The organism is Cellulosimicrobium sp. I38E (genome assembly GCF_001647255.1).
GTDB classification, from domain to species: Bacteria; Actinomycetota; Actinomycetes; order Actinomycetales; family Cellulomonadaceae; genus Cellulosimicrobium; species Cellulosimicrobium cellulans_E.
On sequence record NZ_LUAZ01000026.1, the window covers coordinates 1 to 22211 of the forward strand.

General features: G+C 74.8%; 23 protein-coding genes. 9 read left to right on the top strand and 14 right to left on the bottom strand.

All coding sequences use genetic code 11. The features are described 5' to 3' along the window. Positions 1–398: 398 nt before the first annotated feature. The 5 genes from A0J59_RS09260 to A0J59_RS09280 all read right to left on the bottom strand — a co-directional run bounded on the left by A0J59_RS09260 (position 399) and on the right by A0J59_RS09280 (position 4211). A complete protein-coding gene (locus A0J59_RS09260) occupies positions 399–653 on the bottom strand; it encodes a hypothetical protein (RefSeq protein WP_064315921.1) in 255 nt (84 codons plus the stop codon). A gap of 127 nt (positions 654–780) precedes the next feature. Next, complete coding sequence (locus tag A0J59_RS09265; protein WP_156532929.1) at positions 781–1299, bottom strand: hypothetical protein; 519 nt, start codon at positions 1297–1299, stop codon at positions 781–783. 112 nt (positions 1300–1411) lie between these two features. Then, positions 1412–2509: a GNAT family N-acetyltransferase gene (locus A0J59_RS09270; protein ID WP_064315923.1), complete on the bottom strand. Its 1098-nt coding sequence runs from the start codon at positions 2507–2509 to the stop codon at positions 1412–1414. Positions 2510–2663: 154 nt separating this feature from the next. Further along, on the bottom strand, positions 2664–3413 hold the full coding sequence (locus tag A0J59_RS09275) for an SDR family oxidoreductase (protein ID WP_053369534.1): 750 nt from the start codon (positions 3411–3413) through the stop codon (positions 2664–2666). 111 nt (positions 3414–3524) lie between these two features. Further along, positions 3525–4211: a GntR family transcriptional regulator gene (locus A0J59_RS09280; protein ID WP_047231506.1), complete on the bottom strand. Its 687-nt coding sequence runs from the start codon at positions 4209–4211 to the stop codon at positions 3525–3527. Positions 4212–4361: 150 nt separating this feature from the next. On the opposite strand from A0J59_RS09280, the gene A0J59_RS09285 reads away from it, so the two are divergent. Genes A0J59_RS09285 through A0J59_RS09300 form a run of 4 tightly spaced genes read left to right on the top strand, consistent with a single transcriptional unit; the run spans position 4362 to position 8903 of the window. Then, on the top strand, positions 4362–5987 hold the full coding sequence (locus A0J59_RS09285; RefSeq protein ID WP_064315924.1) for a hypothetical protein: 1626 nt from the start codon (positions 4362–4364) through the stop codon (positions 5985–5987). Further along, positions 5984–6781 (top strand): SDR family NAD(P)-dependent oxidoreductase, encoded by a 798-nt coding sequence (locus A0J59_RS09290; RefSeq protein ID WP_047231507.1) that lies wholly within the window; start codon positions 5984–5986, stop codon positions 6779–6781. Before A0J59_RS09285 ends, A0J59_RS09290 begins: the two co-directional genes overlap by 4 nt. Next, positions 6778–8067, top strand: a complete 1290-nt coding sequence (locus A0J59_RS09295; RefSeq protein ID WP_255365110.1) for an enolase C-terminal domain-like protein — start codon at positions 6778–6780, stop codon at positions 8065–8067. The genes A0J59_RS09290 and A0J59_RS09295 overlap by 4 nt, the downstream gene beginning before the upstream one ends. Further along, positions 8064–8903, top strand: coding sequence for an SDR family NAD(P)-dependent oxidoreductase (locus tag A0J59_RS09300; protein WP_064315925.1), 840 nt, complete (start codon positions 8064–8066; stop codon positions 8901–8903). The genes A0J59_RS09295 and A0J59_RS09300 overlap by 4 nt, the downstream gene beginning before the upstream one ends. Here the strand turns inward: A0J59_RS09300 and A0J59_RS09305 are convergent. Both A0J59_RS09305 and A0J59_RS09310 read right to left on the bottom strand, forming a co-directional pair. After that, complete coding sequence (locus A0J59_RS09305) at positions 8888–9580, bottom strand: NAD(P)H-dependent oxidoreductase (protein ID WP_064315926.1); 693 nt, start codon at positions 9578–9580, stop codon at positions 8888–8890. The genes A0J59_RS09300 and A0J59_RS09305 overlap by 16 nt on opposite strands. Positions 9581–9636: 56 nt before the next feature. Next, positions 9637–10161, bottom strand: a complete 525-nt coding sequence (locus A0J59_RS09310) for a TetR/AcrR family transcriptional regulator (RefSeq protein WP_064315927.1) — start codon at positions 10159–10161, stop codon at positions 9637–9639. Positions 10162–10296: 135 nt separating this feature from the next. Between A0J59_RS09310 and A0J59_RS09315 the strand changes: the two genes are divergently transcribed. Then, a complete protein-coding gene (locus tag A0J59_RS09315) occupies positions 10297–10536 on the top strand; it encodes a hypothetical protein (RefSeq protein ID WP_156532931.1) in 240 nt (79 codons plus the stop codon). On the opposite strand, the gene A0J59_RS09320 is transcribed toward A0J59_RS09315, so the two are convergent. Both A0J59_RS09320 and A0J59_RS09325 read right to left on the bottom strand, forming a co-directional pair. After that, the gene (locus tag A0J59_RS09320) at positions 10526–10858 is read right to left on the bottom strand and encodes a nuclear transport factor 2 family protein (RefSeq protein ID WP_064315929.1); all 333 of its coding nucleotides are present in this window, start codon (positions 10856–10858) and stop codon (positions 10526–10528) included. The two genes, A0J59_RS09315 and A0J59_RS09320, sit on opposite strands and share 11 nt — an antisense overlap. Before the next feature lie 56 nt (positions 10859–10914). After that, positions 10915–11727 carry an SDR family NAD(P)-dependent oxidoreductase gene (locus tag A0J59_RS09325; protein WP_047231512.1) on the bottom strand — a complete coding sequence of 271 codons (813 nt, stop codon included), beginning with the start codon at positions 11725–11727 and terminating at the stop codon, positions 10915–10917. Between the two features lie 70 nt (positions 11728–11797). Between A0J59_RS09325 and A0J59_RS09330 the strand changes: the two genes are divergently transcribed. Continuing rightward, positions 11798–12802, top strand: coding sequence for a C-terminal binding protein (locus A0J59_RS09330; RefSeq protein ID WP_064315930.1), 1005 nt, complete (start codon positions 11798–11800; stop codon positions 12800–12802). A 75-nt stretch (positions 12803–12877) separates the two neighbouring features. Then, positions 12878–13732: a fumarylacetoacetate hydrolase family protein gene (locus tag A0J59_RS09335; protein ID WP_053369540.1), complete on the top strand. Its 855-nt coding sequence runs from the start codon at positions 12878–12880 to the stop codon at positions 13730–13732. A 16-nt stretch (positions 13733–13748) separates the two neighbouring features. On the opposite strand, the gene A0J59_RS09340 is transcribed toward A0J59_RS09335, so the two are convergent. Continuing rightward, entirely contained in the window at positions 13749–14621 is an 873-nt protein-coding gene (locus A0J59_RS09340) for an SMP-30/gluconolactonase/LRE family protein (RefSeq protein WP_369799762.1), read from the bottom strand. A 44-nt stretch (positions 14622–14665) separates the two neighbouring features. Beyond that, positions 14666–15589, bottom strand: coding sequence for a S1C family serine protease (locus A0J59_RS09345; protein ID WP_053369541.1), 924 nt, complete (start codon positions 15587–15589; stop codon positions 14666–14668). Between the two features lie 242 nt (positions 15590–15831). Between A0J59_RS09345 and trpS the strand changes: the two genes are divergently transcribed. Further along, positions 15832–16980, top strand: coding sequence for a tryptophan--tRNA ligase (gene trpS / locus A0J59_RS09350; protein ID WP_064315931.1), 1149 nt, complete (start codon positions 15832–15834; stop codon positions 16978–16980). Between the two features lie 110 nt (positions 16981–17090). On the opposite strand, the gene A0J59_RS09355 is transcribed toward trpS, so the two are convergent. The 3 genes from A0J59_RS09355 to A0J59_RS09365 form a co-directional block, all read right to left on the bottom strand. Continuing rightward, entirely contained in the window at positions 17091–17777 is a 687-nt protein-coding gene (locus A0J59_RS09355; protein WP_047231517.1) for a hypothetical protein, read from the bottom strand. Then, positions 17774–18448 carry a PRC-barrel domain-containing protein gene (locus A0J59_RS09360; protein WP_064315932.1) on the bottom strand — a complete coding sequence of 225 codons (675 nt, stop codon included), beginning with the start codon at positions 18446–18448 and terminating at the stop codon, positions 17774–17776. Before A0J59_RS09360 ends, A0J59_RS09355 begins: the two co-directional genes overlap by 4 nt. 153 nt (positions 18449–18601) lie before the next feature. Continuing rightward, positions 18602–20542, bottom strand: coding sequence for a phosphoenolpyruvate carboxykinase (GTP) (locus A0J59_RS09365; RefSeq protein WP_053369544.1), 1941 nt, complete (start codon positions 20540–20542; stop codon positions 18602–18604). A 119-nt stretch (positions 20543–20661) separates the two neighbouring features. On the opposite strand from A0J59_RS09365, the gene A0J59_RS09370 reads away from it, so the two are divergent. Then, entirely contained in the window at positions 20662–22182 is a 1521-nt protein-coding gene (locus A0J59_RS09370; protein ID WP_047231519.1) for an XRE family transcriptional regulator, read from the top strand. Positions 22183–22211 lie beyond the last annotated feature (29 nt).

Here is a 22211-nt window from a genome sequence, read left to right on the forward strand (position 1 = left end):
GTCTGGGATCGGGGAGTGGACAACTCGGGCACCCTTCGGGACGTCGGGAGGACGCCGTGCGGGCGGGCGACGCGAAGGCTCCGGCGGCCCGGGGCTGCGGGGTGTTCCGGGGGAGCGGTGCTGCGGGGGTCGTGCGGTTCCGGTGCTGGGTCGGGGTCAGCGGGTTCGTGCGCGTCGTTGCGACGGTGAACCGGACTCTCGGAGAGTAGCCAAATGCTATGGCATCGTCAAGAGATGGCTGATGCGTGTCGATGCAGGTCAGAGAGAGTGTGAGCGGCCCCTGAATGCCATAGCAAAATGCGACGCGACCTGCGCGGACCGCTCGTGTGATCGCGGTTCAGGGCCAGGGTGGCGACGCGCCGACCTGCGAGCCGCTGCCCGACCCGACCTGTGATCGCTCATCGGCCGCGGTGGCGCTTGGCCACGTAGGCGGGCACCGCGAGGGACCAGTAGAGGAGGGAGACGACTCCGATCGGAGCCATGTATGCCGGCTCGCTCCGGCCTCCCGTCAGGTACACGACCGCCGCGACGACGGAGACGACCCCCACCCAGCCGAGGAAGAGCGGCCCTGTGCGGACCGGCGCCCCACCGGCCACGTCTCGCAACCAGCTCTCGTACCATCCCGACGGCTCGTCGGGTTCGCGATCGGCCATGGCCGGAAGTGTGGCACGGCCGTCGCTCGACACCTGTGCCCCACGAGCACGGAGGCCAGGTGACCGGCAGGCGCTTGACCATCGGCCCGGGGCGCTCGTCTTCCCTCGAGGACGCCGCCCGGGTGGGTCAGGCGGCGGTGCGGTGCCTGCCCGGCCCGGTTCGTCGAGCCGCAGCTGCCGCCGCCCGGCGCGACCACCTGTGCGTCTTCCAGGCGAGGTAGGCGCTGCCTCCGAGGAAGACCGTGGTCACAGCCGGGGTCAGGAGCCAGGTGCGATCACCTGGCCGATAGACGACCTGCGGGTCTGACAAGGCGTCGTGGTGGAGGGTGGGATGGACCGGACCAGGAGGCGGGTCGCCTTCTGCGGTCCCGAGGCTCTCGTCGAGGAGCACGTCCTTGATGACGCGGTCCCTGGCCTCGGGCTCCCACGTGCCGGTCCAGCGGCAGGACGGGGTGCCACGGTTCGAGCTGCAGTGCTGCTCGACCGGCGTGAACGTGCCGACCTCGCCGTCGTGCTGCGCCTGCCAGCTGTTGACGGTGCCCGAGATCCCGGACCACACGGCGACGACTGCCGCGCACGCCAAGAGCACGTACACGACCGCGGCGATCGAGGCGGCGATCGCCTGGCGGGCTCGAACGGAAGGCATGACCGAGAACATAGCGGCGAGCGTGCGGACGGCGAACTGGCGGTCCGGACAGGGCGTCGCGGTCGACCGGTCTTCAGCCCGGATCCGTGACACCCCTGCGGCGGCCCCAGGATCAGAGGTAGTCGCCCGGCCAATGAAAGCCCATCCCGGCTGCGGCGGCCTCCCGCAGACGAGCGACGACGTCGGTCCCCGCGCGAACCGGACGGAGCATCCCGGTCGTGTCCGTCCCCGGCGTCGGCGCGTCGAGGACCGCCGCGGTGAAGCGCTCGGTGAGCGGGTGCGCGGGCAGGCGAACCTCGACGACGGGGGAGCGGTGGAGGCGCGCCCGCTGGAGCGTCGTGCGCGCAAGAGCGTCGACGACCTCGCCGGCGCGCTCCGCCGTCGGGTCGACGCCGAGCTCGCGGACCTTCAGGACGCCCGGCCCGGGTTCGAGGGCGAGGTAGCCCACGACCTCCCCGTCGGCAGCCCGCGCGGTGAACACCTCGGCGCCGGAGTACCAGAGCGGGACGCGGCGCTCCCAGTGCTCGGCGGTGCGCCGGGTGGTGAGGGGGCGTGGTCCGCCGCCCGCGGCGTCGAACCTGTCGTGCGGCGCGGCGAGCTGCTCCCACCCGAGCGCGACGGACCATGCCGGCCATGGGACGCCGGGCAGGCGGTCGGTGCGGACGGTCAGGGGTGCGTCGTCCTCCGAGCCCGACGGCGGAGCCCCCGGCCCGGACGGCGCGTCGCGGGGAGTGTGGGGGCGGAACGACTCGGCGGCGAGGTCGTCCACCGTGTGGGTCGCGGCGTCGCCGAGCGTCCGTGGAACGCCGCGCCGGAGCGGCACGTCGAACGTCTCGAAGCCGCTCGACCGGTAGACGTCGGGGGTGCCGGTGAACAGCAGCGCGACGTGCGTGCCGGCCCGCTCCATCTGCTCGACGGCCCGGGAGAGCAGCGCCCGGACGAGGCCCCGGCCGCGGGCTTCAGGGGCGGTCGCGACGTTGGCGACGCCGCCGGCCCGCAGCGTGCCGCCGTCCGGCCCGGCGACCTCGCGCGGCGTCCAGTACACCGAGCCGACCACCCCGCCGTGGAGCGGGTCGACGGCGACGTGCGTGCGGTCGAGCCGACCGTCGTCGGTCTCGTAGACCGGCACCATGAGCGGCGCGTCGAACGCGCGGTCCCACAGCGCGTAGAGGGAGGGGACGTCGTCGGGCGTGGCGGTGCGCAGGTGCATGGCCGTCCAGGGTCGCGAGCCGGTGTTGACGGGATGCTATAGCAAAAGTAGGGTCGCGGGACGACCGTCGGCGTGCGACGCGACGGACCGTGCGGGCCGGGCTGGGCACGCACGACACCCCGGGCGGCGGCGTGCCGCCACCCGGGGTGCACCGTCAGGCTGCCTGCGCGGCGAGCCAGTCCTCCAGGCGCGTCCCGAAGATCTGCGCACCGTCCACGGCCACGAGCGTGCGGTCCTCGATCAGCGCCCCGAAGTACGGCGCGTCGTCCGCCGTGACGACCTCGCGCCCGTCGCCCTGCGCCGCGAGCGTCCGGCGCACGAGGTCGCCGATCGCGAGGACCTCCGGGCCGGCGATCTCGACGTCGCCCACGGGCTCTCCGACGGCGATCCGCGCGACGGCGGTCGCGACGTCCTCGGCGGCGATCGGCTGGATCGACGCCGACGACACCCGCACGGTGTCCCCGTGCGCCGCCGTGCCGATGATCGCGGGGGTGAACTCGAAGAACTGGGTCGCGTGGACGAGCGAGTACGGCACTCCCGACTCGCGGACGACGCGCTCCTGCTCGGCCTTGCCGTGGAAGTAGCCGATGCCCTGCGGGCGGTCGGTGCCCACGATGGTGAGCGCGACGTGGTGGCGGACGCCCGCCGCCTTCTCCGCCGCGACGAGGTTCGCGGTCGACGTGGCGAAGTACTCCCGGACCTCGTCGGGGACGTACGACGGCGCCTGGGTGGTGTCGACGACGACGTCGGCGCCGGCCAGCGCCTCCGTCAGCCCTGCGCCGGTGTACGCGTCGACGCCCGTGCGGCGTGATGCGGCGACGGCGTCGTGCCCGTGCGCGGTGAGCTTCTCGACGACGCGCGAGCCGACGTGCCCGGTGCCGCCGACGACGATGATGCGAGCCATGTGGTGCCTCCCTGAGATCGGTGGATGCGGGTGCATCCTCCTCAGGTCGACCGGGAGTCGCGCCGGGCTGTGACGGCCGGGCGCGACGCGCCACCGGCGGGCGGCGCGGGCTCAGGCCCCGACGGCGGGCTCCGCCTCGTCCTCGGTGTGGCTCGCGAGGCGGGCTGCGGCCTCGCCGATGTGCTCGGCCATGACGCGCTGCGCCGCCTCCGGGTCGCCGCCCGCGATGGCGTCGACGATGAGCTCGTGGGTGCGGGCGTGCGCGACGCGCGCCTCGGGCTCGAGCGCGGCGTTCGCGGCGCGCAGGAAGCCGGTGATGCGGCTGCGGAGCTGCGCGTTGAGCGTCATGAGCATGCGGTGGTCGGCCATCTCCCAGAGCTGCTCGTGGAAGCGCCGGTCGAGCTCGAAGACGCGCGCGTTGCTGCCCTTCTCCGCCGCCTGGACCATCTGCTGCACGGTCTTGCGCAGCCTCGCCTCCTTGGCGGGGTCCCACGCGTCCTGGACCCGCACGACGGCGAACTGCTCGAGCAGCGTGCGCAGGCTCGAGATCTCCTCGAGGTCGCGGCTCGTGAGGGCGGCGACCCGCGCGCCGCGGTGCGGGAGACGCTCGACGAGGCCCTCCTGCGTGAGCCGCGTGAGCGCCTCGCGGACGGGGATGTGGCTCGTGCCGAGGCGCTCGGCGAGCTTGCGCTCGACGAGCCGCTCGCCCGGCGCGAGGTCGCCGCTGAAGATCGCCTCGCGCAGCTCGACCGTCACCCGGTCGGCGACGTTCTGGTCCGGCACGCTCTTGAGCGCCATGGCTTCTCCGTGGTGTCGTGGGGGCGGCGGGCTCGGATCGTCGTCGGTCGGACGCCCCGAAGGATAGCGGCCACGGCGCCGTCCCTGGTCGGACGTGTCGACCGAGCAACATGCTATAGCATCGGCACTCCCGAGCCCAGAGGAGGTGCGATGGTCGCCCTGCACACGCGGGCCCCCGTCCCCGCGTTCGTCGGCCTGGCGGGCGTCGCCGTCCGCGACGTGACACCCGCCCCGGGCATCCGGGCGCGCAACTGGGGCCCGGCGGACTGGGACGTCTCCGAGGGCGCGCACCGCGCCATGACGCTCACGGCGGTCGCGCTCGCCGAGGAGCGCACCCCGGCCGACGGCGCCTCCGACCCGCTCGTCCTCGTGACGGTCGACGGCACGTGGTGGCGCCGGGTCGACGACGAGGCGACGCTGCGCACGACCGTCCTCGACGCGACCGGCCTGCCCGTCGAGCGCCTGCTCGTCTCGCTCTCCCACACGCACGCCGGGCCCGTCCTGTGCTCGGGCGACGCCGACCTCCCGGGCGGCGACCGCGGCGTCGCGTACCTGCGGGATCTCGCGCGCGCCGCGGCCGACGCCGCCGTGGAGGCGATCGCGTCGCTCCGACCCGCGACCCTCGAGTGGACGACCGGGCGCTGCGGCCTCGCGTCCAACCGCGAGGCGCTGCTCGACGGCTGCGCCGGCGGGGACGCGGGGACCGTCGCGGGAAGCGCCCCGCGCCCGCTCGTCGGCTTCAACCCCGACGCCGGCACCCCACGCTCGCCCGGCGCCGACCTCGCGGACGACACGGTCGTCGTCGGGCGCCTCACGACGCGCCCCGCCCTCGGCGCCCCGGACACCCGGCCCGACGGCGTCGCGCCCGAGGGCGACCCCGTCACCCTCGCCACGATCGTCAACTACGCGTGCCACCCGACGACGCTCGCCTGGCAGAACCGGCTCGTCTCGCCCGACTACGTGGGCGCCATGCGCGACCTCGTCGAGCGCGAGACGGCCGCCCCCGTCGCGTTCCTCCAGGGCGCGTCGGGCGAGCTCGCCCCGCGCGAGCAGTACACGGGCGACACCGCCGTGGCCGACCGGCACGGCACGTCGCTCGGCCACGCCGTGCTCGCGGCGCTCGCCGAGCTCCCGCCGCCGGGCACGGAGCTCGAGCTGACCCACGTCGTCGAGTCCGGCGCGCCGCTCGCCGTGTGGGAGCCCGCGCCGTCGGCCGCGCTCACCGGCACCGACGCCCGTCCCGACGCCCGCACGCTCGCCGCGGTGGAGGAGCCCGTCACGCTCGACCTGCGCGACCTCCCGACGTGGGACGAGCTCGAGGCCGAGTGGGCCGGCATCGACCCGCGCTCGCGCGAGGAACGCCTGCGCCGCGCGCGGAACCTGCGCGACGGCTACGTCACCGGCCCGACGGTTCCGCACCCCACGTGGGTGTGGCGCGTGGGCGAGGCGCTGCTCGTCGCGCACCCCGGCGAGGCGTACTCGCGCCTCCAGCGCACGGTGCGCGCCCACGCCGGGGCGCGGCCCGTCGTCGTCGCGAACCTCACCAACGGCCCCGGCTTCGTCTACCTGCCCACGCGCGAGGCGTACGACGTCGGCGCCTACCAGGCCTGGCAGTCGCCGCTCGCGCCGGGCTCGCTCGAACGCCTGGAGCGGCACGCGTGCGCCGTCGTCGACGACGTGCTCGCCGCCACCGCGGCCTGGCCCCCCGGCGCGGTCGCACCACCGCACGCCGCACCCGCGACCCCGATCCGTCCCGTCCCCGAGGAGGACCAGTGACCACCCCCGCCCCCGACGCCCCGCGCGTCCCGCTCGCCGTCGTCACCGGGGGAGCGGCCGGCATCGGCCGCGCCGTCGCCGAGCGCCTCGCGGCCGACGGGTTCCGCGTCGTGTGCGCGGACGTCGTGCAGCACGACCTCCCCGCGCTCGACCTCGGCGCCGTCCCCGACGCGCCCGGGCTCGTGTGGGCCCCGCTCGACGTCACGGACCACGCCGCCGTGCGCGCCGCGTTCGACGACCTCGCCGACGCGTTCGGCGGGATCGACGCGCTCGTCAACAACGCGGGCATCCAGCGCCACCGCGCGCTCGAGGACCTCACCTGGGACGAGTGGTCGGCCGTCGTGGACGTCAACCTGCACGGCGTCTTCGCGTGCCTCCAGGCCGCGGGTCGCCACATGCTCGCGGCGGGCCGTGGTGCCGTCGTCAACATCTCGTCCGTCTCGGCCCGCGGCTCCGCGGGCCGGGCGCCCTACTCGACGACCAAGGCCGCCGTCATCGGGCTCACTGCGACCGCGGGCGCCGAGTGGGCCGCGCGCGGCGTGCGGGTCAACGCCGTCGCCCCCGGGTACATCGACACGGGCGTGTTCCGCCAGGGCGTCGCGCAGGGCACGCTCTCGGAGGAGACGATCCTCGCGCGCATCCCCGCGCGCCGGCTCGCCCAGCCGGAGGAGATCGGCAACGCGGTGAGCTGGCTCGTGTCCGACCAGGCCGCGTACATGGTCGGCCAGACCGTCTACGTCGACGGCGGGTTCCTCGTCGACTACGGCGTGCCGCTCGCCAAGAAGCCGGAGTGAGCGTGGGCGCCGCCACGACCGCGCGCGTCGTCGCCGTTCGCACCGCGACGACGGTCGTCCCGCTGCCGCAGCCGCTGCGCCTCGGCGCGATGACGGTCGAGCGTCGCGAGTACGTCGGCGTGCGCGTCGTCGCCGAGACGGACGGCGGCCGGACTGTCGCCGGCGAGTCGTACGCGCTCACGCGCGAAGCGCCCATGGCCGAGCTCGTGGACCGGCTCGTCGCTCCGCACGTCCTGGGCCGCGAGGTCGTCGCGTCCGACGGTGTCACCGCGCGAGAGAGCGTCGGCGCCGCGTGGGACGCTGCCCTGCGCGGGTCCGCGATCGTCGGCCGCGTCGGCCTCGTGCGGCGCGCGATCGGCCTGGTCGACGTCGCACTGTGGGATCTCGCGGGCCGGCTCGCCGGTCGTCCCGTCTGGTCCCTGCTCGACGACGGCGCGGACCTCGACGGGCCCCCGCACCGGGGAGCGGCCGAACACGACGACGCGTCGCCCGCTGCGGTCGCCGCGCCGAGGCCCGCGATCCTCGTCGCCGCCTACCCGACGCCGGGCCGCACCGCGCGCGACGTCGCGGACGAGGTGCTCGCGCACGCGCGCGCCGGGTGGCCGTTGCTGAAGATCTCGCGCTCGCCCGACCGTGCGCTCATGCGCGACCTGCTCGCGATCCTGCGCGCCGAGCTGCCCGACGTCACGGGCCGGCCGACCGTCGCGGGGCGCAGCGGCGTCGTCGTCGACGTGGGCTTCGGCTGGCGCGACGCGGACGAGGCGCTCGCGGACCTCGACGCGTGGGGTGTCACGGGCGCGGCGGGACAGCCCGGCGACGCCGAGCCCGTGCTCGCGTGGCTCGAGGACCCGCTGCTCCCCGAGGACGCGGTCGGCGCCGCGCGCGTGCGCGACGCGTCCGGGCTCCCGCTCTCCGTCGGTGACGAGGTGACCGACCCCGAGGTCTTCGCGCACCTGGCGATGCTGGGCGCGCTCGACGTGCCGCGCGTCGACGTCGTCGCGATCGGCGGCATCACGGTCGCCGACCCGCTCGTGCGCGCGTGGGCCGCGCGCGGCATGGTGGTCTCCAGCCACGTGTACCCGGAGGTGAGCGTGCACCTCGGCGGCGCGGCGGGCATCGGCGTCGAGACGTTCGACCGCACACCCGCGGGCAACCCGTACGACCCCGCGCCGCTGCTCGTGCGCGGCGGCCCGGTGTTCGACGGCGGCCACGCCACCCCGCCCGACGCGCCCGGCCTGGGCTTCACGCTCGACCCCGACCGCTTCGACCTGGAGGCACCCTCGTGACCGGACCCGCAGCCGGACCCGCGAACAAGCACCGCAGCGTCGTCGTCACCGGCAGCGGCAAGGGCATCGGCCGCGCCGTGGCGGCGCGCCTCACCGCCGACGGGTGGACCGTCGTCGGGCTGGAGCGCACCCCGGGCTCAAGGACGGTCGAGGAGGGGGTGTGCGCCGCCGTCGTGCTGGGGGACTCCCGTGACCGCGAGACCCACCGCGAGGCGGCGCGGGCCGCGCGCGACCTCGCACCGCTCGCCGGATGGGTCAACAACGCGGGCATCACCGTCCGCACGCCGCTGCACGCGCTCGCCGACCCGGAGCGGGCGACGCAGGTCGAGCAGGACGCGCGCGACGTCGTCGAGATCAACGGCCTCGGCTACCTGTGGGGCTGCGCCGCCGCCGTCGAGGCGTTCACCGACCAGGTGAGTGGCGGGTCGATCGTCAACATCGGCTCGATCCACGGCCGCGCGGCGTTCGCCGACCACGCCGCCTACGAGCTGACCAAGGGCGGCATCGACGCGCTCGCGCGGTCCGTCGCCGTGACGTACGGGCGGTACGGCATCCGCGCCAACACCGTCGCGCCGGGCGGGGTGCGCACCCCGCACCTCGACGCGCAGATCGCCCGCGCCGCCGACCCGGCCGCCGAGGAGCGCGCGCTCGCGGAGGGACCGCCGCTCGGGCGCATCGCCGAGTCCGCGGAGATCGCCGCGCTCGTCGCGTTCCTGCTCTCCGACGAGGCGGGCTACGTCTCCGGCCAGTCGATCGCCGCCGACGGCGCCTGGACCGCGTCGTTCGGCAACCCGCCCCACGACCCCGACCTCGACGCGCGCTACGGCCTCGCCTGACCTGCGGCCAGGACGCCGCGCCGGCGGAGGTGCTCGTCCTTCGCGCGGCGCGGGGTCCGGTCGGGTGCGGCGAAGGAGACGCCGATCTCGCGTGCACGGCGGAGCCCCGCGTCGCGGTTCGGCGCGTTGTGCTCGCCCTCGACGTCGTAGACGAGGTGGCTCTCCACGTCGTCCAGCCCGCAGTAGGCGAACGTCCCGACGTCGATCTGCGTGCGCATGGCGTCGTCGTACCCGTACTTCTCGTAGGTCCGCCGGGTGGACCCGCCCACGCCGAGCACGGCGGTCGGCACGCTGCGCAGGAGCGAGCTCAGCGGCTCCCGGCCGCGGTCCTGGACCCCGCTCCCGTACTGGTAGGCCCAGCCGCCCGTGAAGACGCGCTCGATCCAGCCCTTCATGAGGGCGGGCATCCCCCACCAGTACACGGGGAAGACGAACGCGAGCCGGTCCGCCGCCTCGACGCGCGCGTGCATCTCGGCGATCTCCTGCGGCACCGGGCCGCCCCAGAAGTGGGCGTGGTCCTCCGGCGTGAAGCGGGGGTCGAACCCCTCGCGGTGCAGGTCGAGGACGTCGACGTCGTGCCCGGCGGCGCGGAACGGCTCGTGGAACGCCTCCATGACGGCAGCCGGGTAGGAGTCGGCGACCGGGTGGGCGAAGACGGTCAGGAGTCGTGAGGTCATGGGTTCATCCACCTCTCTCTCGGGGGGTGCGGGCGGTGCGCCCGTCGCCACGCCGGTCAGCCGGCGAGGCGCACGAGCGCCGTCGCGGCGGCGCGCGCCGCGACGAGCGCGTCGCCACCGCGGTAGGACGCGGCCGAGACGGCGCCTTCGAAGAGCACGAGGACCTGCTCGGCGAGCAGCTCGTCCTCCCGGTCGAGGTCGTCGACGACGGCCCGCCGGACGAGGGCGACGAGCCGGTCGCGGTAGTCCGCGACGGCCGTGACGACGCCGGGGACGTCCCCGCCGGTCTCGGCCAGCGCGCGCAGGAACAGGCAGCCACGGGCGCCCTCCGAGGCCGTCCACGCCGCGAGGGTCGAGAACAGCGCGTCCACGCCTCGGACGTCGAACGCCGCGAAGAACCTCTCGGCACGGGCGCTCAGGACCGCCGCGACGAGACTGTCCTTGCTGCCCAGGTGCTTGTACAGCGTCCGGGAGGAGACGCCTGCCTCCTGCGTGAGCCGGTCCATCCCCGTGGCGGCGAAGCCGTGCCGGTCGAAGACCCGCTCGGAGCTCAGGACGATGCTCGCCCGCGTCGTGCTCATCACCCCAACGTACAACGATCGTTTTACTTACGCCATCCCGTCTGCGGGCGGCACGCCGCCGGGAGGTCCCGTGAGAACCTGACCTGTCGACGAACCGGGACGGGGAGCGGAGGAGCGATGCGTCGGTGGGGTGCCGTGGTCCTGATGGGAGCGGGCGTGCTGCTCGTGGTCATCGGGCTCGTCATGGGCTATGCGGTGGGGGTGATCGCCGACGACCCCCTCGCGGAGGACGGCGTCCCCCGGAGCCAGGTCGTGCTGCTGACGGCGTGCGCGACGGGGGTCGTGGTGCTCGGAGGCGGCGTGGCGCTGGTCGGTCTGCTCGGCTTCTTCGACCGCCGCGCCTCCCGGGCGCTCGACCACGGTGTCAACCCTTGACCATGCTTGCCCGGGTGATGAGGCCGTCGCGGACCTCGAACGTCGCGATGGTCTCGCCGGTGCCGTTCGAGGTCGTGACGAGCTCGCGCGCGACGAGCCAGCGGTCGCCGAACGTCACGGACGCGTCGATGGCGCAGTGCAGCGCGGTGTCCTCGAACCGGCTCGCGTAGAACGCGCGCAGTGCGTCGCGACCGACGATCGGCTCGGGGGTCACGCCGATCACGACGGCGTCGGGTGCGTAGGTCGCGCAGAAGCCGTCGAGGTCGCGGACGTTGAACGCGTCGACCTGGGCGGTGACGACGGCGGACGGGGACGTGCTCATGGGTGCCTCCTCGGGCAGGGGTGGGCGAGTGTCGCGGCGGACCGGTGGACCGGCGGTCAGTCGATCCGGACGCCGCCGTTGACGTCGTACGTCGCGCCCGTGACGAACCCAGCGCGCGGGGAGGCGAGCGACGCGACGACCCACGCGACGTCGTCGGGCGTGCCGAAGTCCCCGAGGGGGATGGACGCGGTGAGCCCGGCGCGGGCGTCGGGGGCCAGCTGGTCGGTGATCGCGCTCGTCACGGGGCCGGGGGTCACGGCGTTCACGCGGATGCCCTCGCTCGCGAGGATGCGCGCGAAGGAGCGCGTGATCGCGAGGATCGCGGCCTTGCTCGCGGCGTAGTGCACGCCGGTCTTGAGCGCGCCCTGCTCGCCCGCGATGGAGGAGAGGTTGACGATCGCGCGGTCGCGCGCGGCCCGCTCGTCGGGCGTGACCGTGGCGCCGGCGGGCGACGGACGGCCCGCGCGCAGCAGCGGGAGCGCGGCGCGCGACAGCACGAACGTGCCGCGCGCGTTGGTCTCCATGACGAGGTCCCACTCGTCGAGCTCGATGTCGTCGAGCGCGCGGTAGGGGCACACGCCGCCGTTGTTGACGAGCACGTCGAGGCGTCCCCAGTCGTCGGTGACCTCGGCGACGAGCGCCTCGACGGACGCGGTGTCGCGCAGGTCGAGACGCGAGACGCGCGTCGCGGCGCCCTCCTCCTCGCACCGGGCGGCGGTGGCGCGCGCGCCGGCCTCGCCGCCGGTGTACGTGAGCCAGACGTCGTGCCCGTCGCGCGCGAGCTGGAGGGCGGTGGAGGCGCCGATGCCGGAGCTGGCGCCGGTGACGAGGGCGAGGCGGCGGCGGGCGCCGTCCGGGGCAAGGGTCATGAGGCCACGCTATAGCATCCGACCCGCCCGAGGGTTGGTCGAGGGTGCTATTTGCTATAGCATCCATCGCATGACAGCCGACACCGTCGTCATCACCGACTGCGACCTGCCCGGGACCGCGTGCGAGGACACCCTGACCGCCGCCGGGCTGCGGGCCGTGCGCGCTGCCGCGCGCACCGAGGACGAGGTGATCGCCGCCGTCGGGGAGGCCGCCACGAGCGGGTCCGTGCCCTCCGCGCTCGTCGTGCAGTGGGCTCCGATCACCGCGCGCGTGCTCGACGCCGTCGCCGGGCCGGGCGGGGTGCGCATGGTCTCGCGCATGGGCATCGGCTACGACATGGTCGACGTCGCGGCCGCTACCGAGCGTGGCGTCGCCGTCGCGAACACCCCGACCTACTGCATCGAGGAGGTCGCGAGCCACACGGTCGCGATGATCCTCACGCTCGACCGCGGCCTCGTCGCCTACGACCGCGCGCTGCGCGCCGGCACGTGGGCCCCGACCGCGCAGCACGCCGCGCGCCTGTCCAGCACCGTCGTCGCCGTCATCGGGTACGGGCGGATCGGCTCCGAGGTGGCGCGCTCCGCCCGGGCGCTCGGCTACCGCGTGCTCGTGCACGACCCGTTCGTCGACGCGGCGGCCGTCGTCGCCGACGGGCACGAGGCCGTGGGGATCGACGAGGCCGTCGCGCGCGCCGACGTCATCACGCTGCACGCGCCGCTCACCGCCTCGACGCGCCACCTGCTCGACGCCCGCACGCTCGCCGCCGCGAAGCCGGGCGTGCGGGTCGTCAACACGTGCCGCGGGCCGCTCATCGACGAGGACGCGCTCGCCGACGCCCTCGCGTCCGGCCACGTGGGCTCGGCCGCTCTCGACGTCTACGCGACCGAGCCGCTGCCCGCCGACTCGCGCCTGCGCACCCTGGACAACGTGCTGCTCACCCCGCACGCCGCGTGGTTCTCGCCCGAGGCCATGCAGGACCTCCCCGTGCACACCGCCCGCAACGCCGTCGACTTCCTCGCGGGCCGTCCCGTGCCGTCGATCGTCAACCCGGACCACGCGCGCGCCCTCGCCTGAGAACGCGCACACTGTCTCGCGCCGCTCCGTGCCGCGGGGCGACCGCTCGCCCTCCCAGACCTAGGAGACCCACCCGTGCAGCTCGTCCGACTCGGCCCCCTCGGCCAGGAGCGTCCCGCCGTCCGCGAGGACGGGGTCGTGTACTCCCTCGACCCGCTCACCGCCGAGATCGACGGCGCGTTCCTCGCGGCCGACGGCGTCGGCCGGGTCCGCGCGGCGCTCGCCGCGGGCGCGCTGCCCGTGCTCGACGGCGCGGACGACCTGCGCGTCGGCGCACCGGTCGCGCGGCCCACGGCCGTGGTGTGCGTCGGGATGAACTACGCGGAGCACGCCGCCGAGTCCGGCTCGACGCCGCCCGACGTCCCGATCGTCTTCTGGAAGCACTCGAACACCGTCGTCGGCCCGTACGACGACGTCCTCGTGCCGCCCGGCGCGACGACCGTCGACTGGGAGGTCGAGCTCGGCATCGTGATCGGTCGCCGGGCGCGCTACCTGTCGTCGCCCGCGGAGGCGCTCGACCACGTCGCGGGCTACGTGCTGTCGCACGACGTCTCCGAGCGCGACTACCAGATGAAGGTCTCCGGCGGTCAGTGGTCCAAGGGCAAGAGCTGCGAGACGTTCAACCCGCTCGGCCCGTGGCTCGTCCCCGCCGACGAGGTGGACGTCCAGAACCTCGGGCTCCGGTCCTGGGTCAATGGCGAGGCCCGTCAGGACTCGACGACGGCCGACATGATCTTCGACGTCGCGTACCTCGTGCACCACCTGTCGCAGTACATGGTGCTCGAGCCCGGCGACCTCATCAACACCGGCACCCCGCAGGGCGTCGCCCTGTCCGGGCGCTTTCCCTACCTGCGCGACGGCGACGTCGTCACCCTGGAGATCGACGGCCTGGGCCGCGCCGAGCAGCGCGTGCGCGACGCCGTCCGCTGAGGACCCGCAGCCCCGGTCAGCCCGCGAACGGGAGAACCGGGAGCCCCCGGACCCCCGGGTCCGCGACGAACAGCGACCCCGACGCGGCCTCGTCCGCGTCGGGGTCGTCCAGCCCCTGGCGCGAGGTCGTGACGAACAGGCGGTCGAGGTCGTCGCCGCCGAACGTGCACGCGCTCACCTGCGACACGGGGAGCGGGACGACGGCGTCGAGCGTGCCGTCGGGGGAGTACCGCCGGACGGCCCCGCCGCCCCACAGCGCCACCCAGACGCCGCCCTCGGCGTCGACCGTGAGGCCGTCGGGCATGCCGTCGTCGGGGTCGATCTCCACGAAGGGGCGGCGCCGCACGAGCCCGCGCGGGTCCTCCGCGGCCGGGACGACGTCGAGCACGTCGATGCGCCGCGTCGCCGAGTCGACGTAGTACGCCCGCGACCCGTCGGGCGAGAACCCGAGCCCGTTCGACACCTCGATGCCGTCGAGCACGACGCGCGACGACCCGTCGGGCTCCACCCGGTACAGCGCGCTCGGCCGTTCGCCCTCCGCCTGCCCGCCCGCGTAGAACGCGCCGTCGGGTCCGGCTGCCCCCTCGTTGAGGCGGACGGTCGGGTCGTCGACGAGCGTCGCGAGCGTGCGCACCGGAGCGTCGTCGCCGTCCGCGACCGCGACCGACCGCGCGAGCCCGACGACGAACCCACCCCCGGTCCGCGGCCGCACCACGGCCGCGTGGTCGCCCACGTGGAGGCGGTCGACGACGCCGTCGGGCCGCAGCGTCAGGAGGTCGCCCGCGAGCATGTCCACGTACCGGAGGCCGCCCCAGCCCGGCCACCACACCGGGCCCTCCGCGTGGTAGGCGACGGGACCGGTGACGTTGTCGACGGAGATCTCAGGCACGGGTCCATCCTCCCCGACGGACGCGCTCGACGAACGCCGGGGGCTCAGGACCGCCCGAGCTCGACGGGCTCGGTGACCACGTCGACCAGCGCCTCGCCGCGGACCACGGTGATCTCGAGGCGGCGCCCGATCGCCTCGTCGAGCATGAGCCGTTGGAGCGACTGCGCCTCGACCGTGTCGGCGCCGCCCGCGCGGATCATCAGGTCGCCCACGCGCAGCCCGGCGGTGTCGGCGGGGCTGCCCGGCACCACGTGGACCACGCGAAGCGCACGGTCGTGCCCGGTGCGTGCGGCCAGGCCGGGCGCGACGGCGACCGGCAGGCTCGCGACGCCCAGGTACGCGCGCCGCACGCGCCCGTCGCGGACGAGCGCGTCGACGATGCGCCGGCTCGTCGCGTTCATGGGGACCGCCAGCCCGAGCCCGACGCCCGCGACCGCCGTGCTGATCCCGACGACGCGCGCGTCGGCGGTCGCGAGCGCGCCGCCCGAGCTGCCCGGGTTGAGCGCGGCGTCGGTCTGGATCACGTCCTCGACGATCCGCGCCGCCGTCCCGTCCCGCGTCGGCAGCGAGCGCCCGAGCGCGCTCACGACGCCGGCCGTCACCGTCCCCGAGAGCCCCAGCGGGCTCCCGATCGCGACGACGAGCTGACCGACGACGAGCCCGTCGGCGTCGCCCAGCGCCACCGGGTCCGGGGTCTCGCCGCGGGCGCGCACGACCGCCAGGTCGGAGAGCGCGTCGGTGCCGACGACGTCGAAGGGGCGGGTCGTGCCGTCGGAGAACGCCGCGGTGCCGCCTGTCGCGGGGCCGACCACGTGGGCGTTCGTCAGCAGCAGCCCGTCGGGCGTCATCACCACGGCCGAGCCGCCCGCCTCGCGCGCGCCGTGCCGCAGGCGCAGCGCCGCCACCGCGGGCATCACCCGTGCCGCGACGCCGGAGACGGTGCGCGAGTAGTCGTCGAGAGGTCCCATGTGGGGTCAACGCCGGGGGCGGCGGCGACCGTCCGGCGTTCACCGTCGGCGGACGGGGCGCCGCTCGGTCGGGCGTAGAGTGAGCCGCATGATCACGCAGAGCTGGTGGTGGCTGCCCCCGCAGCCGTGACCTGTCCTGCCCACGTCCCGAGCTGCGCGCCGCAGCCGGGACGTCGTCATGTCCGGGCCTCTCCGGTCCTCGACCGGGCGTGGTGCGTGGCTCCCCACCGAAGGAGAGCGCCATGACCACGACCCTCGACCCGACCGAGACGACCCGTCCGACCGCTGCCACGCCGTCCGGCCCCTCGTCCGCACCGCCGTCCTCGACCGCGTCCGTCGCCGCCGCGCGGGAGCGGTCCGCGCAGATCGAGGCGCGCCTCGCGGCCGACCCGTCCGGGTTCCGCGTCCTCACCGGCGACCGCCCGACCGGCGCGCTGCACCTGGGCCACTACCTCGGCACCCTCGCGAACCGGGTCCGGCTCCAGGACGACGGCGTGGAGGTCGTGCTCGTCGTCGCCGACTACCAGGTCATCACCGACCGCGACGACGCCGGCGACCTGCGCGGCACCGTCCGCGAGGTCGTCCTCGACTACCTGGCCGCCGGGATCGACCCCGCCCGGACGACGATCTTCGCCCACTCCGCCGTCCCCGCCCTCAACCAGCTCCTGCTCCCGTTCCTCAGCCTCGTCACGACGGCCGAGATCGAGCGCAACCCGACGGTCAAGGCCGAGGCCGCCGCAGCGGCGGTCCGGCAGGGGCGGCCCATGAGCGGCCTGCTGTTCACCTACCCCGTGCACCAGGCCGCCGACATCCTGTTCTGCCACGGCAACCTCGTGCCCGGCGGGCAGGACCAGCTCCCGCACGTGGAGATCACGCGCACGATCGCGCGGCGCTTCAACCAGCGCTACGCCGCCGCGCAGCCGTACTTCCCCGAGCCCGACGTCCTGCTCGCGCCCGTCCCGACCGTACTCGGCACCGACGGCCGCAAGATGAGCAAGTCCGCCGGCAACGCGCTCGAGCTGCGCGACGACGAGGACGCCACCGCGCGCTTCGTGCGCCGCCACCGCACCGACTCCGAGCGCCACGTCACCTACGAGCCCGAGCGTCGGCCGGAGGTCGCGAATCTCCTCACGCTCGGCGCGTTCGCCGCGGGGACGACGCCGGAGGCGCTCGCGGACGAGGTCGGCGCGGCGGGCGCGGGCCGGCTCAAGCACGTGGTGACCGAAGCGCTCGTCGAGCACCTGCGGCCCCTGCGCGCCCGGCGGCGGGCGCTCGCCGCCGGCGACGGCCCCGACCCTCTCGACGTGCTCCGGGAGGGCAACGCGCGCGCGAACGCCGTCGCCGACCGCACCCTCGCCGACGTCCACGACCTCATGGGCACGTCGTACTGACGCACGAGCTCGCGGGTCGGACCCGGTGATGAGCTCCGGGTCGAGCGCTGCCCTCTCGTGCGCAGCGCTCGACCCGCGGTGTCTCGGTCGGGGCGGCGACACCGCCGTCGTCAGACGTCCAGGCCGGCCCGGTCGACCTTGCGGTGGAAGCGCATGCCCGCGATACCGCCGAGGACGGCGCCGACGAGGCTCACCACGGCGGCCGCGACGAGGGCGATGACGCCGCCGGTCGTGAGGTCGCTCGCGCTCACCGGGATCTGGGGGAACGTGTTGAGCTGCGACAGCACGTTGTACTGGCTGCCCGCCACGAGGCCCAGGAGGGCGAGCACGATCGCGATGACCACGGCCCACAGCCACACCGCGAGGCCCTGCTTCGCGCCGTCGAAGCGCGCCATGCGGCCCGCGACGTACCCGCCGCAGTAGTAGGCGACGAAGAGGACGACCACCAGCACGATGCCGCCGACGATGCCGATCGTCTCGGCGTTCTCGGCCGCCTGGTCGACGGCCTCCTGGGCGTCGGTGGTGCCGGAGAGGCCGAACGCCGCCCCTGCAGCGGCGGCCAGGGCGGTGAGGATGACGGCGGTCCCGGTGGCGGTGAGCCAGCCGAAGAAGGCGGAGCCGAGCTTGATGCCGCCGTACTCCTCCTTCTCGCGTGCCACGACGGACTCGCGGTCGCGTGCCACGGGTCCGGACGCGGCGCGCTCGTCGCCGGCACGGTCCGCTCCGACGCGGTCGTCCCGCCGGTCGGGGTCGCGGGGGTCGTTCTGGGGCGGGGTGGCCCCGTAGCTGGTGCTCATGGCCGGTGCTCCTCTCGGGATGCGTCTCCTGTGGATGCGTCTCCTGTGGATGCGTCTCCCGTGGCGCTCGCCTCACGAGGCTCCGGCGCCGGAGGGACCGCGTCGGCCGGGACGGCCTCGGCGATGTACTCGGTGACGACGTACCGACGCAGGCGGTACGTGTCGCCCGGGGCGGCCCCCGGAGCGGGACGGGGGCCGCCGGGTGCGGCGGCTGCGTCGTCCGTGGGGGGACCGGCGGCGTGCCTGCCGACCACACCCTCGTCGTCCGCTGCGCCGTCGCTCGCGACACCCTCGCTCGCGGCGCCTTCCCGTCGGGAGCTCTCGTCGTGGGAGGGGTCGGCGTCGGCGGAGGTCGAGCGCCTTCCGTAGTAGCGGTAGAGCTCCGCCTCCTCGTCGAGCGAGAGGTGTCCCTCGGAGTCGTCGACCCGAGGAGCGCCCTTGACGGTGTCCTTGGTGTACGGGACGCGGATCTCGTCGCCCTGGACGTCCGCGTCCGCGAGGGGCACGAAGGACTCGGCGGTGCCGAACAGGCCGGTCTTGACCGTCACCCACTCGGGCTCGCCGCTGTGGTCGTCGAGGAAGACCTGGCCGACCTTGCCGACCTTCTCACCGGCCTGCGAGACGACGGTGCCGCCGGCGAGCAGCCTCTCGATCTGGTCCGTGCTGATCATGATGGGTCCTTCGGACGGTGCTGCACCGAGGCCCGTCTGCTGGAGCCGACACCTCCATCGTGCGAGCGCGCACGGGCGCACGCACGTGGGCGGCATGCGTCCCGCGCCGCGTCGCCCGAGCGCGGGCGACGCGGCGCGGGTGCGGCCGGCGGGTCAGGCGCCGAGCCGGTCCCGCAGTCGGGCGAGCTGCGCCCAGAGCTCGTCGGGGACGCGGTTGCCGAACGTGTCGAAGAACTCCGCGGTCAGCTCGGCCTCGGCGAGCCACTGCTCGGGCGAGACGTCGAACAGGGCGTCGAGGTCGCCGTCGTCCATGTGGAGGCCGCCGAGCTCGAGCGCACCGGGCGCAGGGAGCAGGCCGACGGGGCTCTTGACCGCGCCGCAGTCGGTACGCACGCCGCGCGAGCGGTCGACCTGCGCCGCGATCCACGCGAGCACGCGCGAGTTCTCGCCGAACCCGGGCCACAGGAAGCGGCCGTCGGCGTCCTTGCGGAACCAGTTGACCTGGAAGATCTTCGGTCGCTTGTCGGGGTCGAGCGACGCCCCGACGCGCAGCCAGTGCGCCCAGTGGTCGGCCATGTTGTAGCCGCAGAACGGCAGCATCGCGAAGGGGTCGCGGCGCAGGGCACCGACGGTGCCCTCAGCGGCCGCGGTCTGCTCGGAGCTGATGGTCGCGCCCATGAACACGCCGTGCTCCCAGCCGTACGCCTGCGCGACGAGCGGCACGTTGGTCGCGCGGCGCCCGCCGAAGACGATCGCGTCGACCGGGACGCCGTCGGGGTCCTCCCACGAGTCGGCGATCGTGGGGCACTGCGCGGCGGACACGGTGAACCGGGAGTTCGGGTGCGCGGCGGGACGGCCGGAGTCGGGCGTCCAGTCCTCACCGGTCCAGTCGATCAGGTGCGCGGGCGGCTCGGGCGTCAGGCCCTCCCACCACACGTCGCCGTCGTCGGTCAGCGCGACGTTGGTGAAGATCGTGTCGCGCGCGAAGGTCTCGACCGCGGCGGGGTTCGTCTCGACGCCGGTCCCCGGCGCGACGCCGAAGAACCCGGCCTCGGGGTTGATCGCGCGCAGGCGGCCGTCGGGGCCGGGGCGCAGCCAGGCGATGTCGTCGCCGATCGTCTCGACCGTCCAGCCCGGGATCGTCGGGCGCAGCATCGCGAGGTTCGTCTTGCCGCACGCCGAGGGGAACGCGGCGGCGAGGTGGTAGGCGCGGCCCTCGGGCGACGTCGCGCGGATGAGCAGCATGTGCTCGGCGAGCCAGCCCTCGTCGCGCGCCATGGCCGACGCGATGCGCAGCGCGAAGCACTTCTTGCCGAGCAGCGCGTTGCCGCCGTACCCGGAGCCGTACGACCAGATCTCGCGCGTCTCGGGGAACTGGACGATGTACTTGGTGTCGTTGCACGGCCACGGCACGTCGTCGGCGACCGCGCCCGTGTCGTCGACGAGCGGTGCGCCGACCGAGTGGACGGCCGGGACGAACGGGGCGCCGGCGTCGATGAGGTCCATGACCTCCTGGCCGACGCGCGTCATGATCCCCATGCTCACGACGACGTACGGCGAGTCGGTGACCTCGATGCCGACCTGCGAGATCGGTCCGCCCACCGGGCCCATCGAGAACGGGACGACGTACATGGTCCGGCCGCGCATGGAGCCCTCGAAGACGTCACGCAGCTCGGCGCGCATGGCCTCGGGCTCGCGCCAGTTGTTCGTCGGGCCGGCGTCGACCTCGGCGCGCGAGCAGATGAACGTCCGCGACTCGACGCGCGCGACGTCGCTCGGGTCGGACCGCGCGAGGTAGCTGCCCGGGCGCAGCTCGGGGTCGAGGGGGAGCAGGGTCCCGGCGTCGACGAGGAGGTCGGTGAGCCGCTGCTTCTCCGCCGCGGAGCCGTCGCACCACACGATCGCGTCCGGCTCGGTGAGGTTCGCGATCTCCCGGACCCACGCGCGGGCGTCGCGCGGGCGCGGGTCGCCGCTCCCGAGCGCGGAGGCCGAGCCGGACGTCGCGCGCAGCCCGACGAGGTCGGTCTCGACGTCGTCGAGCAGGGCGGCGGACCGCGTACGGCGCGGGTGGTCGGTGCGGGCGGCTGTGCTCATCGGGGGCGCTCCCAAGGGTCGGCGGTGGCCTCGTGTTCCTTCCACCCTCGCGCCGCGGAGAGCGAGATTTCCAACTAGAACGCTGTGAAGAATCGCCGATATTGACATATCGTCAAGCCATGGCCACATCACCGCCCACGGAGCACCCGAGCGGACCGCCCGGTGGTCGCGCCCGAGAGGCGACGCCGCCCGGGCCGCAGGCGGACCTCATCACGCTCGGCCGCCGCCTGCGCCACTTCCGCACGGCGCGCGGCCTCACGCTCGACGCGCTCGGCGAGGCGGTCGGCACCGCCCCGAGCCTGCTGTCGATGATCGAGAACGGGCGCCGCGAGCCGCGGCTGTCGCTCCTCCAGCACCTCGCCCAGGCCCTCGACGTGCCGCTGACCGACCTGCTCACGGACGAGCCGCCGTCGCGCCGGGCCGCCCTGGAGATCGCGCTCGACCGCGCGCAGCGGGGGCCGCTGTTCGCCGGGCTGGGCCTGCCCGCCGTGAAGGCGAGCCAGAAGCTCCCGCTCCCCGTCCTGGAGAACCTCGTCGGCCTGCACGCCGAGCTCCAGCGCCGCGCGACGGAGGCCGTCGCGACGCCCGAGGAGGCGCGCCGCGCGAACACGGAGCTGCGCCTCGAACGGCAGGCCCGGGACAACTACTACCCGGAGATCGAGGAGCTCGCGGAGGACATGGCGCGCAAGGCCGGGTACACGGTCGGGGCGCTCACCCACCGCACCGTGGCGCGCATGGCCGAGCAGCTCGGCTTCACCATCTGGCACGTCGACGACCTGCCGCACTCGACCCGCACCGTCACGGACCTCGCGAACGGGCGCATCTACCTGCCCCCCGCGTCCATCCCCGGCGGGCACGGGCTGCGCTCGCTCGCGCTCCAGGCCATCGCGCACCGCGTCCTCGGGCACGAGCGCCCGCGCTCGTACGCGGAGTTCCTGAGGCAGCGCGTCGAGATCACCTACTTCGCGGCGTGCTGCCTCATCCCGCAGTCCGCCGCGGTCGAGTTCCTCGAGCGGCGCAAGCGCGAGAAGGACCTCGCGGTCGAGGACCTCCGCGACGCGTTCGGCGTGACGCACGAGGCCGCGGCGCAGCGCTTCACCAACCTCGCGACCGTGCACCTCGGCATCCCGCTGCACTTCCTGCGCGTCGGCGACGACGGCGCCCTGTTCCGCGGCTACGAGAACGACGGGCTGCCCCTGCCCGCCGACGTCACGGGCGCGATCGAGGGCCAGATGGTCTGCCGCAAGTGGGCGGTCCGGGAGGCGTTCACGCGTCGCGACCGCGCGCAGGAGTCCTACCAGTACACCGACACCCCCGCCGGGACGTTCTGGTGCTCGACCCAGACCGGCACCACGACGACCGGCCAGTTCTCGATCGCCGTCGGCGTGCCGTTCGCGTCGGCCAAGTGGTTCCGCGGCCGCGACACGACCGTGCGGCGCCAGTCGTCGTGCCCGGACGAGTCGTGCTGCCGCCGCCCCGCGGCCGACGCGGCGGCGCGCTGGGAGGACGCGTCGTGGCCGAGCGCGCGCATGCACCAGCACGTGCTCTCCGCGCTCCCGTCCGGCGCGTTCCCGGGCGTCGACGCCACGGAGGTCTACGCGTTCCTCGCCAAGCACGCCCCGTCACCGGCCCCCCGCTGAGTGCATGAAATCGTCGCGTCCGCGGGCCG

Bases quoted from the DNA above. Each gene is read 5' to 3' on its own strand.
- A0J59_RS09260 (WP_064315921.1), bottom strand. From the start codon at position 653: ATGGCCGATCGCGAACCCGACGAGCCGTCGGGATGGTACGAGAGCTGG.
- A0J59_RS09265 (WP_156532929.1), bottom strand. From the start codon at position 1,299: ATGCCTTCCGTTCGAGCCCGCCAGGCGATCGCCGCCTCGATCGCCGCG.
- A0J59_RS09270 (WP_064315923.1), bottom strand. From the start codon at position 2,509: ATGCACCTGCGCACCGCCACGCCCGACGACGTCCCCTCCCTCTACGCG.
- A0J59_RS09275 (WP_053369534.1), bottom strand. From the start codon at position 3,413: ATGGCTCGCATCATCGTCGTCGGCGGCACCGGGCACGTCGGCTCGCGC.
- A0J59_RS09280 (WP_047231506.1), bottom strand. From the start codon at position 4,211: ATGGCGCTCAAGAGCGTGCCGGACCAGAACGTCGCCGACCGGGTGACG.
- A0J59_RS09285 (WP_064315924.1), top strand. From the start codon at position 4,362: ATGGTCGCCCTGCACACGCGGGCCCCCGTCCCCGCGTTCGTCGGCCTG.
- A0J59_RS09305 (WP_064315926.1), bottom strand. From the start codon at position 9,580: ATGACCTCACGACTCCTGACCGTCTTCGCCCACCCGGTCGCCGACTCC.
- A0J59_RS09310 (WP_064315927.1), bottom strand. From the start codon at position 10,161: ATGAGCACGACGCGGGCGAGCATCGTCCTGAGCTCCGAGCGGGTCTTC.
- A0J59_RS09320 (WP_064315929.1), bottom strand. From the start codon at position 10,858: ATGAGCACGTCCCCGTCCGCCGTCGTCACCGCCCAGGTCGACGCGTTC.
- A0J59_RS09325 (WP_047231512.1), bottom strand. From the start codon at position 11,727: ATGACCCTTGCCCCGGACGGCGCCCGCCGCCGCCTCGCCCTCGTCACC.
- A0J59_RS09330 (WP_064315930.1), top strand. From the start codon at position 11,798: ATGACAGCCGACACCGTCGTCATCACCGACTGCGACCTGCCCGGGACC.
- A0J59_RS09345 (WP_053369541.1), bottom strand. From the start codon at position 15,589: ATGGGACCTCTCGACGACTACTCGCGCACCGTCTCCGGCGTCGCGGCA.
- trpS (WP_064315931.1), top strand. From the start codon at position 15,832: ATGACCACGACCCTCGACCCGACCGAGACGACCCGTCCGACCGCTGCC.
- A0J59_RS09355 (WP_047231517.1), bottom strand. From the start codon at position 17,777: ATGAGCACCAGCTACGGGGCCACCCCGCCCCAGAACGACCCCCGCGAC.
- A0J59_RS09360 (WP_064315932.1), bottom strand. From the start codon at position 18,448: ATGATCAGCACGGACCAGATCGAGAGGCTGCTCGCCGGCGGCACCGTC.
- A0J59_RS09365 (WP_053369544.1), bottom strand. From the start codon at position 20,542: ATGAGCACAGCCGCCCGCACCGACCACCCGCGCCGTACGCGGTCCGCC.
- A0J59_RS09370 (WP_047231519.1), top strand. From the start codon at position 20,662: ATGGCCACATCACCGCCCACGGAGCACCCGAGCGGACCGCCCGGTGGT.